Origin of the sequence: Mesorhizobium sp. 113-3-3, from assembly GCF_016756495.1 — a bacterium.
Taxonomy (GTDB): Bacteria; Pseudomonadota; Alphaproteobacteria; order Rhizobiales; family Rhizobiaceae; genus Mesorhizobium.
Map to the genome: position 1 here is coordinate 2,420,997 of NZ_AP023243.1, position 11,863 is coordinate 2,432,859.

An 11,863-nucleotide genomic window follows, 5' to 3' on the forward strand; every position below is an offset into this window, starting at 1 on the left:
TCAAGCAAATGAAATTGCTTGGTTTTCCGCTCGCTGGTCAGATTTCCAGTTTGGCCGGGAAGCCTGGCGCGCGCAGGTCGGTGCCGACGGCATCTTCCAGCAGCTTGACGATCTGGGTCGACCAGGCGCCGCCGCCATAGGCCGCCTTGCCTTGCTCGAAAATCGCGTTGACGCGCGATGCCAGCTCCAGCGGCACGCCGAAATCCTTGCCCATGCCCAAGGCAAAACCGAGGTCCTTCAGCGCCAGATCCATGGTGAAGCCGATGTCATAGGAGCCGTTGAGGACGAGCTGGCTTTCGGTCTCGTGGACGAAGCTGTTGCCGGAGGAGGCAACGATGGCGTGATAGGATTGGGCAAGGTCGAGCCCTCCCTGCTTGGCCAGCATCAGCGCCTCGCCGGCGGCGACGAGATGGATGAAGGCCAGCATGTTGGTGATGACCTTGATCACCGCCGCCGAACCAATCGGCCCCATCAGGAACGATTTTGCGCACATCGCTTCGATGGCCGCGCGATGGCGTTCGTAAAGCGCGGCATCGCCGCCGACCAGCGCGGTGATTTTGCCGACCGCCGCGAGATGCACGCCGCCGGTGACAGGGCACTCCAATGTCTCGACCCCTTGGGCCGACGCGAGGCCCGCAAGCCGCACGATCTCGTCACGGCCATTGGTCGACATCTCGATCCAGGTGCCGCCCTTGGGCAGGCCCTCGAGCAACCCGCCGGGCCCCGCAAGCACCGCCTCGCTGACCTTGGGCGAGGGCAGGCAGGTTATGGCATTGCCCGCGCGGGTGGCGGCCTCGGCCGGGCTGTTTGCAGCGGTGGCGCCGAGCGCGACGAGGCGCGCGACGGCAGCCGGGTCGCGGTCGAAGACGGTGACGGCAAAACCGTTGCGGATCAGGCTGGCGGCAAGGTTGCCGCCGAGATGGCCGAGGCCGATGAAGGCGTAGCGTTCTCTCACGGCATCAACGGTGTCTGCATCATCTGCAGATGCAAATCCTTGCCTGTGTAGGGGTGCGCATCGCAGACCGCTTCGTTGAGCTCGACGCCCAGGCCCGGTTCCTTCGAGGGGATGACATTGCCGTCCTGCCACTCGATCTTCTTCTTCAAGAGCGTGGCATGGAAACCGTCCCACTGTTTCAGCGATTCCAGGATGAGGAAGTTGGGCAGCGTCACCGCCAGCTGGATGTTGGCGGCGCCGACGATCGGCCCGCAATAGCAATGCGGCGCGACCTGGATGTGATAGGCCTCGGCCATCGCCGCGATCTTCTTGGTTTCGAGGATGCCGCCGGAGCGGCCGAGATCCGGCTGCAATATGGTCGCGGCGCGGTTCTCGATGACGCGGGCGAATTCGAACTTGGTCGTCAGCCGCTCGCCGGTGGCGATCGGGATCGACGTGCCCCGCGCGACCTGCGCCATCACTTCGGGCATGTCGGGCGGCACCGGCTCCTCGAACCACAAGGGATCGTAAGGCTCGATGGCGCGCGCCAGGCGCAGCGCGCCGGACGCGGTGAACTGGCCGTGCGTGCCGAACAAGATGTCGGCGCGGGTGCCGACCGCTTCGCGGATCGCCTTGACCATGCGGGTGGAGACGTCGATGTCGAGCAGGCGCGGCTGGTGGCCGTCGAAGGCGGTGTAGGGACCGGCCGGGTCGAGCTTGACCGCATTGAAGCCCTGCTCGACATATTCGAGCGCGCAGGCCGCCGCCATTTCGGGATCGTTGTAGACGTTCCTGCCGTCCGGCGCGTCCTCGGAGTGGACGGATCCGGTGTGCGGGTAGAGGTAGGTGTAGGAGCGCAGCGTCTCATGCACCTGGCCACCGAGCAATTTGTAGACCGGCTTGTTCGCCTCCTTGCCGATAATGTCCCAGCAGGCCATTTCGAGCGCCGAGAAGCACCCCATGCCGGAGACATCGGGGCGCTGGGTGAAGCCGGAGGAATAGGCGCGGCGGAAGAAGTTCTCGATGTCGTGCGGATCGCGGCCGACGAGATAGCGCTCGGCCATGTCCTCGACCATTTTCGCCGTGACATGGGCGGAGAAGCTGGCGTTGTAGGCCTCGCCATAACCGACCACGCCGCCATCGGTGGTGAGCTTGACGAAGATGAAATACTTGCCGCCGATGCCGGGCGGCGGGTTGCCGACAACCCAGGTCTTGACGTCGGTGATCTTCATTTTTGGTCCTCCAGAACCAGTTCGGCGCCCTTCCACCCGGTCATGACCGAGGCGGCGTTGGTGTTGCCGGTGATGTTGTCGGGAAAGATCGAGGCGTCGATGACGCGCAAGCCTTCAAGCCCATGCACTTTCAGGCGCGGATCGACGACGGCGCGCTGGGGATCAGGCCCCATGCGGCAGGTCGAAACCGGGTGATAGACGGTGCCGGAGCGTTTCCGGAAATCGGTGATCAGATCGGCGTCCGACTGGATCGACGGGCCGGGCAGGACCTCTTCCCTGATGATTTCCGCCATGGCCGGCATCGAGGCGATCTTGCGCACGAACTTCACCGCCGCCAGCATCTCCTCGACGTCGGCATTGGTGGAATAGGCATTGGCGGTGATCTTCGGGTAGTCCAGCGGGTTGCCGGAGCGGATCATGATCTCGCCCCGGCTCGACGGGCGGCAGTTGGACAGGCCGATGGAGAAGCCGGGCCACGGGTCGGGCGTCAGGATCGGGCGCTCGCCGCTCTTCGGGATGACGGTCGAGAAGGCCTGGAAATAAAGCTGCATGTTGGGGCGCGAGAACGCCGGGTCGGTGCGGAAGAAGCCGCCGCCATGGTTCATCGACAGCGACAGCGGACCGGAACGCGTGAGGATGTACTGCATGCCGACCAGCAGCTTGCCCCACCAGGGACGCAGGATCTGGTTGAGCGTCGGCACCTTGCCCTTGAAGGTGTAGTTGATGCCGACATGGTCCTGCAGGTTGGCGCCGACATTCTCGTTGGCATGGACGACCGGGATGCCCAGCCCTTTCAGAAGTGCCGAGGGGCCGACGCCGGACAATTGCAGCAGCTGCGGCGAGTTGATCGAGCCGGCGGAGAGAATGATTTCGCGGCCGGCCCGCGCCGTCTTGGTCTGGCCGTTCTGCAGATATTCGACGCCGATGGCGCGCTTGCCTTCGAACAGGATGCGGCTGGCCAGCGCGTTGGTCTCGACGCGGACATTGCCGCGCTTCATCGCCGGGCGCAGGAAGGCGCGCGCGGCGGACATGCGGCGGCCGTTCTTGGTCGAGATCTGGTATGTGCCGACGCCCTCCTGGGCAGCACCATTGAAATCGGGATTGAACGGCAGGCCGGCCTGCTGGCCGGCGGCGAGATAGCGCTTGGTCAGCGGGTGGACGGCGTTCGCCGTCTCGCTGATGTGCAGGGGACCGCCGGTGCCACGCCATTTGTCGGCGCCGGCCTCATTGTCCTCGAGTGCTTTGAAGGCCGGCAGCAGATCGTCATAGCCCCAGCCGGGATTGCCGGCGGCACGCCAGTCGTCGAAGTCCTCACGCGCACCGCGGATCCACACCATGGCGTTGATCGAGCTCGACCCGCCGAGCAGCTTGCCGCGCGGCCAGTGGTCGACATTGCCGCCGAGGCCGGGATCGGCTTCGGTCTTGTAGTTCCAGTTGACGGCCGGATCGAAGAAGGTCTTGCCGTAGCCGAGCGGCATCTGCACGTAGAAGCGCCGGTCGGTGCCGCCGGCCTCCAGCACCAGCACCGAGAAGCGGCCCGAGGCCGACAGCCTGTCGGCAAGCACCGACCCGGCCGAGCCGGAGCCGACGATGATGAAGTCGTAAGTCTGCATGATTGAAACGGGCGGCTCCGGAAATCTGGACGCAGCCTAGACGCGACGGGTTCGCGGCGTCGCAGTGCCTTCCGGCATGCGTTGTGAAAAATGCGACCGCGATGTCAGGTCGAGTTGCGGGGAATACCGACAATCGCGCTTGATATGCATGGGGTCGACAGCTTATGCGAGGGCATCATTTGCTCTGGCCACGCTGCGGAAGTCGGGAAATCATATGCGGACCCTGTCGGATGCCTTCATCCCCGAGCTGCCGGGCCACTACAAGGGCAAGGTCCGCGAAAATTACGATCTGGCGGACGGGCGGCGCATCATCATCGCCACCGATCGTCTCAGCGCCTTCGACATCATCCTGACCTCAATCCCGTTCAAGGGCGAGATACTCACCCAGACAGCGCGCTACTGGTTCGAGGAAACCGCCGATATCTGCCCGAACCATGTGCTCGAATATCCCGATCCCAATGTCGTCGTCGGCACACGGCTCGATATCCTGCCGGTCGAGATCGTCGTGCGCGGCTATCTCGCCGGCACCACCAGCACCTCGATCCTGACGCGCTACAAGCGCGGCGAGCGCGACATGTACGGGATGCGCCTGCCGGACGGCCTGCGCGACAATGAGAAGCTGGCCGCGCCCGTCATCACGCCGACAAGCAAGGCGGCGGATGGCGGCCATGACGAGCCGCTGTCGAAGGCCGACATCCTCGCGCAGGGCCTGCTCACGCAGGCGCAATGGGACACCGTCTCGGATTACGCCTTGAAGCTGTTCGCCCGCGGCCAGGCGCGCGCCGCCGAGCGCGGCCTGATCCTTGCCGACACAAAATACGAATTCGGCACCGACAGGAACGGCACGATCATCCTGGCCGACGAGATCCATACGCCGGACTCCAGCCGGTATTGGATCGCGGCGAGCTACGAACAGGCGCTCGCAAGCGGCACGCGGCCGGAGAGTTTCGACAAGGACTTCATCCGCTCCTGGGTGGCGGCGCGCTGCGATCCCTACAAGGACCCGATCCCCAGGATCCCGGACGAGATCGTCGAACAGGCCTCGCGCATCTATGCCCAGGCCTACGAGGCGATCACGGGCAAGGCATTCGTGCCTGACATGTCCGGAAAGACAGTTCTCGATCGCATCCGCTCGAACCTGGCGCGCTACTTCTAGCAGCCGGGCGAGGCTTTGCCGCGTTGACGCGTCCGCGCCGTGAGGCTACGGGATCGAGGGCAATCGATCTCAAGCCATCGACCTCGGGGGATTTCTCGCATGGTGCAGTACGCGGACGGACGGCCGATCGGTGACCTGACGCTGCGCACGCTGGCCATGCCCTCGGACGCCAATGCCGCCGGCGACATCTTTGGCGGTTGGGTGATGGCGCAGATGGACCTTGCCTGCGGCATCCGCGCCGCCGAGCGCGCCCGGGGCCGCGTGGTGACGGCTGCGGTCAAGGAGATGTCCTTCGCCAAGCCGATGAAGATCGGCGACACGCTGTGCATCTACACCCATGTCGAACGCGTCGGCCGCACCTCGATGACGCTCAAGGTCGAGGCCTGGGCGCAGCGCTATCTCTCCGACCTGATGGAAAAGGTCACCCACGCCGATTTCGTCATGGTGGCGCTGGACGGCGAGGGCAAGCCGAAGGCCGTTCCGGCCGAGGGGTGACGAGCCCGTCCTCGCGACTCCCATTCTCCCAATGCAGGCAATTGTAACATCGCCCGCGCGGGCGAAGCGTTGCGCGACATCCAATGGTTGCTTTCACGCCCGATCGTGCCGGGCGTTGGGGGAGAGACAATGCGTCAACACATACTGAACAGCTGGCTTGTGGCAGCCCTTGTCGCGCTTGCCTGCCTGCTCGGCGTAACCGCCTATGCCGAAGTCAAGAACGACCTTCCGCACACGACTTGCTTGCAAGCCGAGAAGGGTGACCGCAAGCCAGCCGCGACGCCCTGTGATCGCTTGGCGCCGAGAAGCTGACCCGCTGCTTTTGGTTCGCCTTTGATCCGCGATCGTCGTCGTCAAAGCAGCGTGTGTACAGGTCTGCCCCAAGCGCCATATCACAAGCTGCCAAGCTGCCTCTAGAGGGGCACGAATTCCCTACCCGACAGGCAATCTCACTCGATGCAAAACTTCGAATCCCTTGCCGTGCAAGGGTTCAGCCGTGCACGCCGTCGAATTTTTCGCGTGCCTCGCGCACACGCTGCGTGTTCCTGCGCGCCCATTCGCCAAGCGCACTGACCGGTACCAACAGTTCGTGACCGAGTTCGGTCAGTTCGTAATCGACGCGCGGCGGAATGGTCGGAAACACGGTGCGGGTGACAAAGCCGTCGCGTTCCAGGCCGCGCAAGGTGGTGGTCAGCATCTTCTGCGAGATGCCGCCGACAGCCGCGCGCAGCTCGTTGAAACGCAACGGTCCGTGGCCGAGCTTGCCGACCACGAGCACGGTCCATTTGTCGCCGACGCGCTGCAGGATTTCCGAAATCGCGCGGCAGTCTTCGGTGTTATGCGGGTGCCTCAGTAACAAAACGGTGCCTCCTTGCGTCGGCAGTTGACAGTATCTCATATATCGCCGGTATCTAAACGATACCAGCTTATTACTGGAATGGAGAGCCCCCCATGTCAAAGCCGAAAATCGCCATCATCGTCGGTTCGACGCGCGCCGCGCGCTTCGCCGACGTGCCCACCCAATGGATCGCCAAGATCGCCAAGGCGCATGCCGACATCGACGTCGAGGTTGTCGACCTGCGCGATTTCCCGCTGCCCTTCTTCGACGAAGTCGCCTCTTCCGCCTGGGTACCGTCGACCAACGAGGTGGCACAGCGCTGGCAGAAGAAGGTCGCCGAATTTGACGGCTTCATCTTCACCGCCGCCGAATACAATCACGGCCCGACGGCCGTGCTGAAGAACGCCATCGACTACGCCGCCAACGAGTGGAACAAGAAGCCGGCCGGTTTCGTCGGCTATGGCAGCGTCGGTGGCGCCCGCGCCGTCGAGCAGCTCCGCCTCCATGCCGTCGAACTGCAGATGGCGCCGGTCAAGTCGGCCGTCCATATCGCCTGGGGCGATTTCCTGGCCGTGCGCCAGGGCGAGAAGAAGCTTGAAGACCTCGAGCACCTGAACCAGGCGGCAGCCGCGCTGGTCAACGACGTCGCCTGGTGGGCCAAGGCGCTGAAGAAGGCCCGCGATGCCGACGTGGTCGACGAGGAAATCAAGGCGGCCTGATCGCCTTTTTGAGATTATCCTCCCAAGGGATACGGGGCGGCGCTTGCGCCGCCCTTTTCAATTGCGTGAAACCGCTCGTGGCCGGTGGCCCGGTACCAATCCGGATTGCGACACGCACGACACCAGCCCGAAGGCCAAGGACGGGCGGTGAGAGGCTTTGGTGCTGGCCAGACCGGGCCCGTCAGAGCGAAGACATCGCGCCGGAAGCGGGTCCCGAGCTGCGACGGAGCGGAAATCGGCCGCAAGGTCGACATATCCCGCCCAAGTTGTGGACACATCCTCTTTCAGGGCGCACTCTTCAAGCACGAAACCCAAGCCAGAGTTTCGCACAATGCCTCACATGCTTGAGACGCGTCGCTGATTGCATGACCCATCCGGATATTTCCGGGTGGGCAGTCGTTTCTTGTGCGCCTGTCCGAGATCAGGCTACGGCCCAAATAGCACGCTGCAGCCCGTTCCGGACCAACTGGGAGGGAAACAGCATGCCTCATCTTCAACGCAGAGAACTTATCCAAGGAAGCCTGGCCGTTGCCGCAATCGCGGCTCTCCATAGCTCGCGTTCTTACGCTTTTCCGACACGGCCCGGCGAGAAAACCATCGAATGGCTCGACAAAATACCGCCGAACCCTGTTCCGGAGGTGATCAAGAACCAACTCGTCTGGGAGGAACTTGATTCCTGGGTAACGCCCAACGACAAGTTCTTTTCAATCGCGCACTTCAACCGGCCGGTCATCGATGAGAGCACGTGGAAGCTCGAAATCGATGGCATGGTCAAAAAGCCGATGGCCCTGACGCTTGCCGACATCAAGGCCCGCCTACGCCAGGAAACCACGTTCACGATTGAATGTTCGGGCAATACCGGCCTTCCGTTTTTCAACGGCGGCATCGGCAATGCGCGCTGGGCGGGCACACCGCTCGCACCGATCCTGAAGGAGGCCGGGGTCCTCGACAGCGGCATCGAGGTCGTCTTCTGGGGTGCCGACGAAGGCGAGATCACGCGAGCCGACAACGTCAAGTTCAAGCAGAATTTCGCGCGCAGCATGTCGCTCGCCGAAGCCATGGATCCAAAAAACATCCTTTGCTACGAGATGAACGGCGCTCCCTTGCCGCCCGACAACGGCTTCCCGGCTCGGCTGATAGCGCCCGGCTGGTACGGGGTCGCAAACGCGAAATGGCTCAAGCGCATCGAGGTGCGCGACCAGCGCTTCGAGAACCGCTTCATGGGACGCGACTACGTCACGCTCCGCGAGGAAGACCATAAAGGCGAGACCGTGTGGGTGGAAAGCTCCGTCGGACGGGCGCGCCTCAAATCGGCGCCGGCCCGGGTCACTCAGGTCGGTAACAAGTACTGTATTGTCGGAGCCGCCTGGGGCGCGCCGGTCGACCGGGTCGAGGTGAAGATCGACGATGGACCGTGGTTGCCGGCGACCATCGACCATACGGAGGAGGCGGAATTCGCCTGGAAGATGTGGTCTCTCGACTGGCCCAAGCCTTCCGCCGGAGAGCACACCGTCACCTCGCGCGCGATCGACAAGAGCGGCAACATCCAGCCGGCGATGAGTGATCCGTGGATCGCCAAGAAACACACCTACTGGGAGAGCAACGGACAGGTGACACGTCGCATTCAGATCGGTTGACGGGAGCGCCGGTCAAGTCGGCCGTCGATATCGCCTGGGGCGACTTGCTCGCCGCGCGCCAGGGCGAGAGAAGCTCGAAGAAAGGGCGGCGCTTGCGCCGCCCTTTATGGTTATAGCGGCTCAAATCGAAAGCTGCCGCCGGACCGGACGACGCGGCCGATGCCGGGCGAGTCCAGATGCGCGCCGGCAACGAAGCAATGATCGTCCGCCGCAAGCGCCAGCAGCCGCAACCGGCTCTCGCGCGCCTGATCCTGATCCGTATCGAATTCCCACGTCACCTCGGGCCGATCGAACTGAAGCGACGGGACGTGAACGGTGTCGCCCCAGATCAAGATGCGTTCGCCGCCGCTCGAAGCGCGAAAGCAGCTGTGACCCGCTTCATGGCCATGGGCGCCGATAACGTCGATATGTGTCCCGAGACGGTCTCCGGCTTCGAATGGTTCCGCCATGTCGTGAAATCGCTTCAGCCGCGCTTCGGCGCGGAAGAGGCCAAGTTCTTCACTCGGAACGAGCAGGCGCGCCAGGCGCGGGAAAGCGTCCTGGCCGTCGGCGAGCACAAGACCCTGGATGTGGTCGAGATGCGTGTGGGTGAAGCAGACGGTGCTGATTCGTCCGGCATCGATGCCGGCTTCGTCCAGCGCCTGGGGAAGCCGGCCCATGGTCGGGTGCCAGGCATTCGCGGCACCAGTATCGATCAAGATGACCTCATGCCCATCGTCAATCGCGAAGGCGTTGACGGAGAGCCTGAGTTGACCGCCAACCAACGCGACCTGCTCCGGCAAGTCATCGCCGAATGGCTTGTCGCCGTTTTGCCGGAGCCGCCTGATCGGCATGTCGACATAGCCGTCGCGCAAGGCGGTGATGCGCAGGTCACCAAGAATGTAAGTCTGATAGAGTTCGCCCGATGCGATGCGGTGCATTTGCTGATCCGTTCTGCAGACAGTCTGCGATGGGCGCCGGTGTGGGTAACCCGCAATGTCAGTTCGATCTAGGCCATGTGTGCGTGCCGCACCTGCCGTGGCCGGATGATGCAGTCGGCGAGGCGGTGCGTCTCGTTGAGTTCGTCGGCATGGTGCTGGCCCCACTGGCAGAGCGCCAGCAGGATCGGCTCGAGGCTGAGGCCAAGGCTGGTCGCCGAGTATTCGACGCGGGCGGGCACCTCGGCGAAGATCTCGCGGCAGACGAGGCCGTGCTCCTCCATTTCGCGCAGCTGCTGGATCAGCACTTTCTGGGTGATGCCAGGCATCAGCGCCTTCAGTGCCGACAGCCGCCTTGGGCCATCGAAGAGATGGTAGAGGATGACCGCCTTCCAGCGCCCGGCGATCACCTTCAGCGCGCGCTCCGCCGGCAGCATCGGCAGCCTTTTGATCGGCATTTTCGTGGGCGAACCGGCCATGGTCACCTCCTGGTCAGCAGGGGAGAAATGAGTGTGTAGTCGCGGTCTCGCAGATAGTGGCAAACCAGCGCCGATGCCAGTGCGACCGGAGTTTGCCATGAAAGCCGTTCAATTCAGCCGCTTCGGCGGTCCCGAGGTGCTCGAGGTCGTCGATCTGCCGGCGCCGGTACCGCAGGCCGGCGAGGTGCTGGTCCGGGTGCGGGCCGCCGGCATCAACTTCTTCGAGGTGCTGATGCGCGCGGACCGTTACGCGGTGACGCCGCAACTGCCGATGTTTCCAGGCGTGGAGGTGGCCGGTGTCGTCGAGGCCATCGGGCAAGGGGTGGATGTGGCGCTTAAGGGAAAACGCGTCGCGGCGCCGTTGTTCGCCTCGCAACGTCCTTTTGGCGGGTATGCCGAGCAGGTGGTGATATCAGCCGATCTCGCGGTGCCGCTGCCGGATGACGTCTCGTTCGAAGAAGCGACGGCGCTGATGGTGCAGGGGCTGACGGCGCTGCATCTGCTGCGCCAGAGCCCGCCTGCGGGCAGGACGGTGCTCGTGCCGGCCGCCGCCGGTGGTGTCGGTTCGCTGCTTGTCCAGCTTGCAAAGGCAAAGGGTGCGGGTAAGGTGATCGCGGCTGCCGGCGGCGCGGGCAAGATCGAGCTTGCCCTGTCGCTCGGCGCTGATGTGGCCATCGACTACACCAATCCGGATTTGACCGCGCGCGTTCGTGAGCTGACAGGCGGGCAGGGCGCCGACATCATCTACGACACGGTTGGCGGCGCGTTGACGGCGCTGTCGTTGCAGGCTTTGGCGCCTGGCGGTGAACTCGTGTTCGCGGCGCTCGGCCGCTACGGGCTCGAACCTTCCGATCTGGAAGCCATGATCGGCCGCAACCAGTCACTGAGGGGGTTCGCGCTGCTGCCGCTGCTGCCGCAGGAGGTGTTGCGGGCGAGCCTGTCGGAACTGTTCCAACTGGCCGCGACCCGCCGGCTGCGGGTCGCGATCGGTGGCCGTTTCCCGCTCGACCAGGCCGGCGAGGCGCACCGGCTGCTCGACGAGCGCCGCTCGACCGGCAAGGTCGTGCTGGTGCCCTGACGGCCTTATCCCGGGGAGAGACCGTCGAGCAGGAAGTCGAGGCCTTTGCGGAAGGCGCCGTCCCAGTCACTGTCCAGGAGCAAGCGAGAGCGTTCGATCGTCGGGTAGCGTTCGCTGGCCAGTCGCTGCTGCGCTTCTGCCCTTTCGTCGTCCGAGAGGTCGAAGCTCGCGCGAGTGACGGTGGCGCCCATCACATAGTTCCAGAGCGACCATATGGCGGCGTTCACATCCGCGTCCGCGACGCCGGCACTGGACAAAATCTTACTCATGCGCTCCAGGCGACCGAGGATGCTCGGGCCGAGCGCCCGGCGCGGCAACAGGGACGCCGACCAGGGGTGGCGCAGCATGCCGGCGCGCCAGTCTTCCAGCATGTGGACGATTTCCGCGCGCCAGTTTTCAGGCTCGACCATTTCGGGCGGTCCGCGATAATCGAGCACCGAATCGAGAGCCAGGTCGAAGACGTCCTCCTTGCTGTCGACGTGCCAATACAGGCTCATCACGCCCGAGCCGAGGCGATCGGCCAGCCGGCGCATGGTCAATGCGTCGAGCCCTTGCGCGTCCAAAAGGTCGATCGCCGTCGCCACGATACGCTCGCGCGACAGAGGCGGTTCCCCTGATGGCTGCTGCACGGGCTCGCCTGTCCGTCGGGACCGTTTGCCGCGGGCGCCGCTGCGTTTGGCTGCCATCCGTCTTCCTCGCTGGTCGGAACCTCATTTTTGGCAGGCAACGTCAGGAATGTCGATCCTGAACAGTTGACTCGTACGC

Annotated in this window: 13 protein-coding genes; 6 read left to right on the forward strand and 7 right to left on the reverse strand. The window is 64.2% G+C overall.

Going from position 1 to position 11,863, the window contains the following annotated elements:
• Nucleotides 1-37 precede the first annotated feature (37 nt).
• From JG746_RS11740 to JG746_RS11750, 3 genes are read right to left on the reverse strand one after another with little or no spacing between them, the layout of a single operon-like run.
• Nucleotides 38-955 (reverse strand): NAD(P)-dependent oxidoreductase, encoded by a 918-nt coding sequence (locus JG746_RS11740; protein ID WP_202358272.1) that lies wholly within the window; start codon nucleotides 953-955, stop codon nucleotides 38-40.
• Nucleotides 952-2,166 (reverse strand): mandelate racemase/muconate lactonizing enzyme family protein, encoded by a 1,215-nt coding sequence (locus JG746_RS11745; RefSeq protein WP_202358273.1) that lies wholly within the window; start codon nucleotides 2,164-2,166, stop codon nucleotides 952-954. The genes JG746_RS11740 and JG746_RS11745 overlap by 4 nt, the downstream gene beginning before the upstream one ends.
• Nucleotides 2,163-3,779 (reverse strand): GMC family oxidoreductase, encoded by a 1,617-nt coding sequence (locus JG746_RS11750; protein WP_202358274.1) that lies wholly within the window; start codon nucleotides 3,777-3,779, stop codon nucleotides 2,163-2,165. Before JG746_RS11750 ends, JG746_RS11745 begins: the two co-directional genes overlap by 4 nt.
• A gap of 214 nt (nucleotides 3,780-3,993) precedes the next feature.
• Here JG746_RS11750 and JG746_RS11755 point away from each other — a divergent pair, with 214 nt between their 5' ends.
• The 3 genes from JG746_RS11755 (at nucleotide 3,994) to JG746_RS11765 (ending at nucleotide 5,742) form a co-directional block, all read left to right on the forward strand.
• Complete coding sequence (locus JG746_RS11755; protein ID WP_202358275.1) at nucleotides 3,994-4,935, forward strand: phosphoribosylaminoimidazolesuccinocarboxamide synthase; 942 nt, start codon at nucleotides 3,994-3,996, stop codon at nucleotides 4,933-4,935.
• 99 nt (nucleotides 4,936-5,034) lie between these two features.
• Nucleotides 5,035-5,430 (forward strand): acyl-CoA thioesterase, encoded by a 396-nt coding sequence (locus tag JG746_RS11760; RefSeq protein ID WP_095201826.1) that lies wholly within the window; start codon nucleotides 5,035-5,037, stop codon nucleotides 5,428-5,430.
• A gap of 129 nt (nucleotides 5,431-5,559) precedes the next feature.
• Nucleotides 5,560-5,742 carry a hypothetical protein gene (locus JG746_RS11765; protein WP_202358276.1) on the forward strand — a complete coding sequence of 61 codons (183 nt, stop codon included), beginning with the start codon at nucleotides 5,560-5,562 and terminating at the stop codon, nucleotides 5,740-5,742.
• Between the two features lie 178 nt (nucleotides 5,743-5,920).
• Here the strand turns inward: JG746_RS11765 and JG746_RS11770 are convergent, their stop codons facing one another.
• Nucleotides 5,921-6,289 carry a winged helix-turn-helix transcriptional regulator gene (locus JG746_RS11770; protein ID WP_202358277.1) on the reverse strand — a complete coding sequence of 123 codons (369 nt, stop codon included), beginning with the start codon at nucleotides 6,287-6,289 and terminating at the stop codon, nucleotides 5,921-5,923.
• A gap of 92 nt (nucleotides 6,290-6,381) precedes the next feature.
• Here JG746_RS11770 and JG746_RS11775 point away from each other — a divergent pair, with 92 nt between their 5' ends.
• Together JG746_RS11775 and JG746_RS11780 are read left to right on the forward strand one after the other, a co-directional pair.
• A complete protein-coding gene (locus JG746_RS11775; protein WP_202358278.1) occupies nucleotides 6,382-6,987 on the forward strand; it encodes an NADPH-dependent FMN reductase in 606 nt (201 codons plus the stop codon).
• 482 nt (nucleotides 6,988-7,469) lie between these two features.
• Nucleotides 7,470-8,624, forward strand: coding sequence for a sulfite oxidase (locus JG746_RS11780; protein WP_202358279.1), 1,155 nt, complete (start codon nucleotides 7,470-7,472; stop codon nucleotides 8,622-8,624).
• A 110-nt stretch (nucleotides 8,625-8,734) separates the two neighbouring features.
• On the opposite strand, the gene JG746_RS11785 is transcribed toward JG746_RS11780, so the two are convergent.
• Together JG746_RS11785 and JG746_RS11790 are read right to left on the reverse strand one after the other, a co-directional pair.
• Nucleotides 8,735-9,544, reverse strand: coding sequence for an MBL fold metallo-hydrolase (locus JG746_RS11785; RefSeq protein ID WP_202358280.1), 810 nt, complete (start codon nucleotides 9,542-9,544; stop codon nucleotides 8,735-8,737).
• A gap of 68 nt (nucleotides 9,545-9,612) precedes the next feature.
• The gene (locus JG746_RS11790) at nucleotides 9,613-10,020 is read right to left on the reverse strand and encodes a winged helix-turn-helix transcriptional regulator (RefSeq protein ID WP_244730752.1); all 408 of its coding nucleotides are present in this window, start codon (nucleotides 10,018-10,020) and stop codon (nucleotides 9,613-9,615) included.
• A 97-nt stretch (nucleotides 10,021-10,117) separates the two neighbouring features.
• Here JG746_RS11790 and JG746_RS11795 point away from each other — a divergent pair, with 97 nt between their 5' ends.
• Nucleotides 10,118-11,098 (forward strand): quinone oxidoreductase family protein, encoded by a 981-nt coding sequence (locus JG746_RS11795; RefSeq protein WP_202358282.1) that lies wholly within the window; start codon nucleotides 10,118-10,120, stop codon nucleotides 11,096-11,098.
• A gap of 5 nt (nucleotides 11,099-11,103) precedes the next feature.
• Here the strand turns inward: JG746_RS11795 and JG746_RS11800 are convergent, their stop codons facing one another.
• The gene (locus JG746_RS11800) at nucleotides 11,104-11,784 is read right to left on the reverse strand and encodes a TetR/AcrR family transcriptional regulator (protein WP_202358283.1); all 681 of its coding nucleotides are present in this window, start codon (nucleotides 11,782-11,784) and stop codon (nucleotides 11,104-11,106) included.
• Between the last annotated feature and the right edge of the window lie 79 nt (nucleotides 11,785-11,863).

Excerpts from the sequence above, each read along its gene's own strand:
- JG746_RS11745 (WP_202358273.1), bottom strand. The coding sequence starts at position 2,166 with ATGAAGATCACCGACGTCAAGACCTGGGTTGTCGGCAACCCGCCGCCC.
- JG746_RS11755 (WP_202358275.1), top strand. The coding sequence starts at position 3,994 with ATGCGGACCCTGTCGGATGCCTTCATCCCCGAGCTGCCGGGCCACTAC.
- JG746_RS11775 (WP_202358278.1), top strand. The coding sequence starts at position 6,382 with ATGTCAAAGCCGAAAATCGCCATCATCGTCGGTTCGACGCGCGCCGCG.
- JG746_RS11750 (WP_202358274.1), bottom strand. The coding sequence starts at position 3,779 with ATGCAGACTTACGACTTCATCATCGTCGGCTCCGGCTCGGCCGGGTCG.
- JG746_RS11765 (WP_202358276.1), top strand. The coding sequence starts at position 5,560 with ATGCGTCAACACATACTGAACAGCTGGCTTGTGGCAGCCCTTGTCGCG.
- JG746_RS11795 (WP_202358282.1), top strand. The coding sequence starts at position 10,118 with ATGAAAGCCGTTCAATTCAGCCGCTTCGGCGGTCCCGAGGTGCTCGAG.
- JG746_RS11790 (WP_244730752.1), bottom strand. The coding sequence starts at position 10,020 with ATGGCCGGTTCGCCCACGAAAATGCCGATCAAAAGGCTGCCGATGCTG.
- JG746_RS11785 (WP_202358280.1), bottom strand. The coding sequence starts at position 9,544 with ATGCACCGCATCGCATCGGGCGAACTCTATCAGACTTACATTCTTGGT.
- JG746_RS11760 (WP_095201826.1), top strand. The coding sequence starts at position 5,035 with ATGGTGCAGTACGCGGACGGACGGCCGATCGGTGACCTGACGCTGCGC.
- JG746_RS11780 (WP_202358279.1), top strand. The coding sequence starts at position 7,470 with ATGCCTCATCTTCAACGCAGAGAACTTATCCAAGGAAGCCTGGCCGTT.
- JG746_RS11800 (WP_202358283.1), bottom strand. The coding sequence starts at position 11,784 with ATGGCAGCCAAACGCAGCGGCGCCCGCGGCAAACGGTCCCGACGGACA.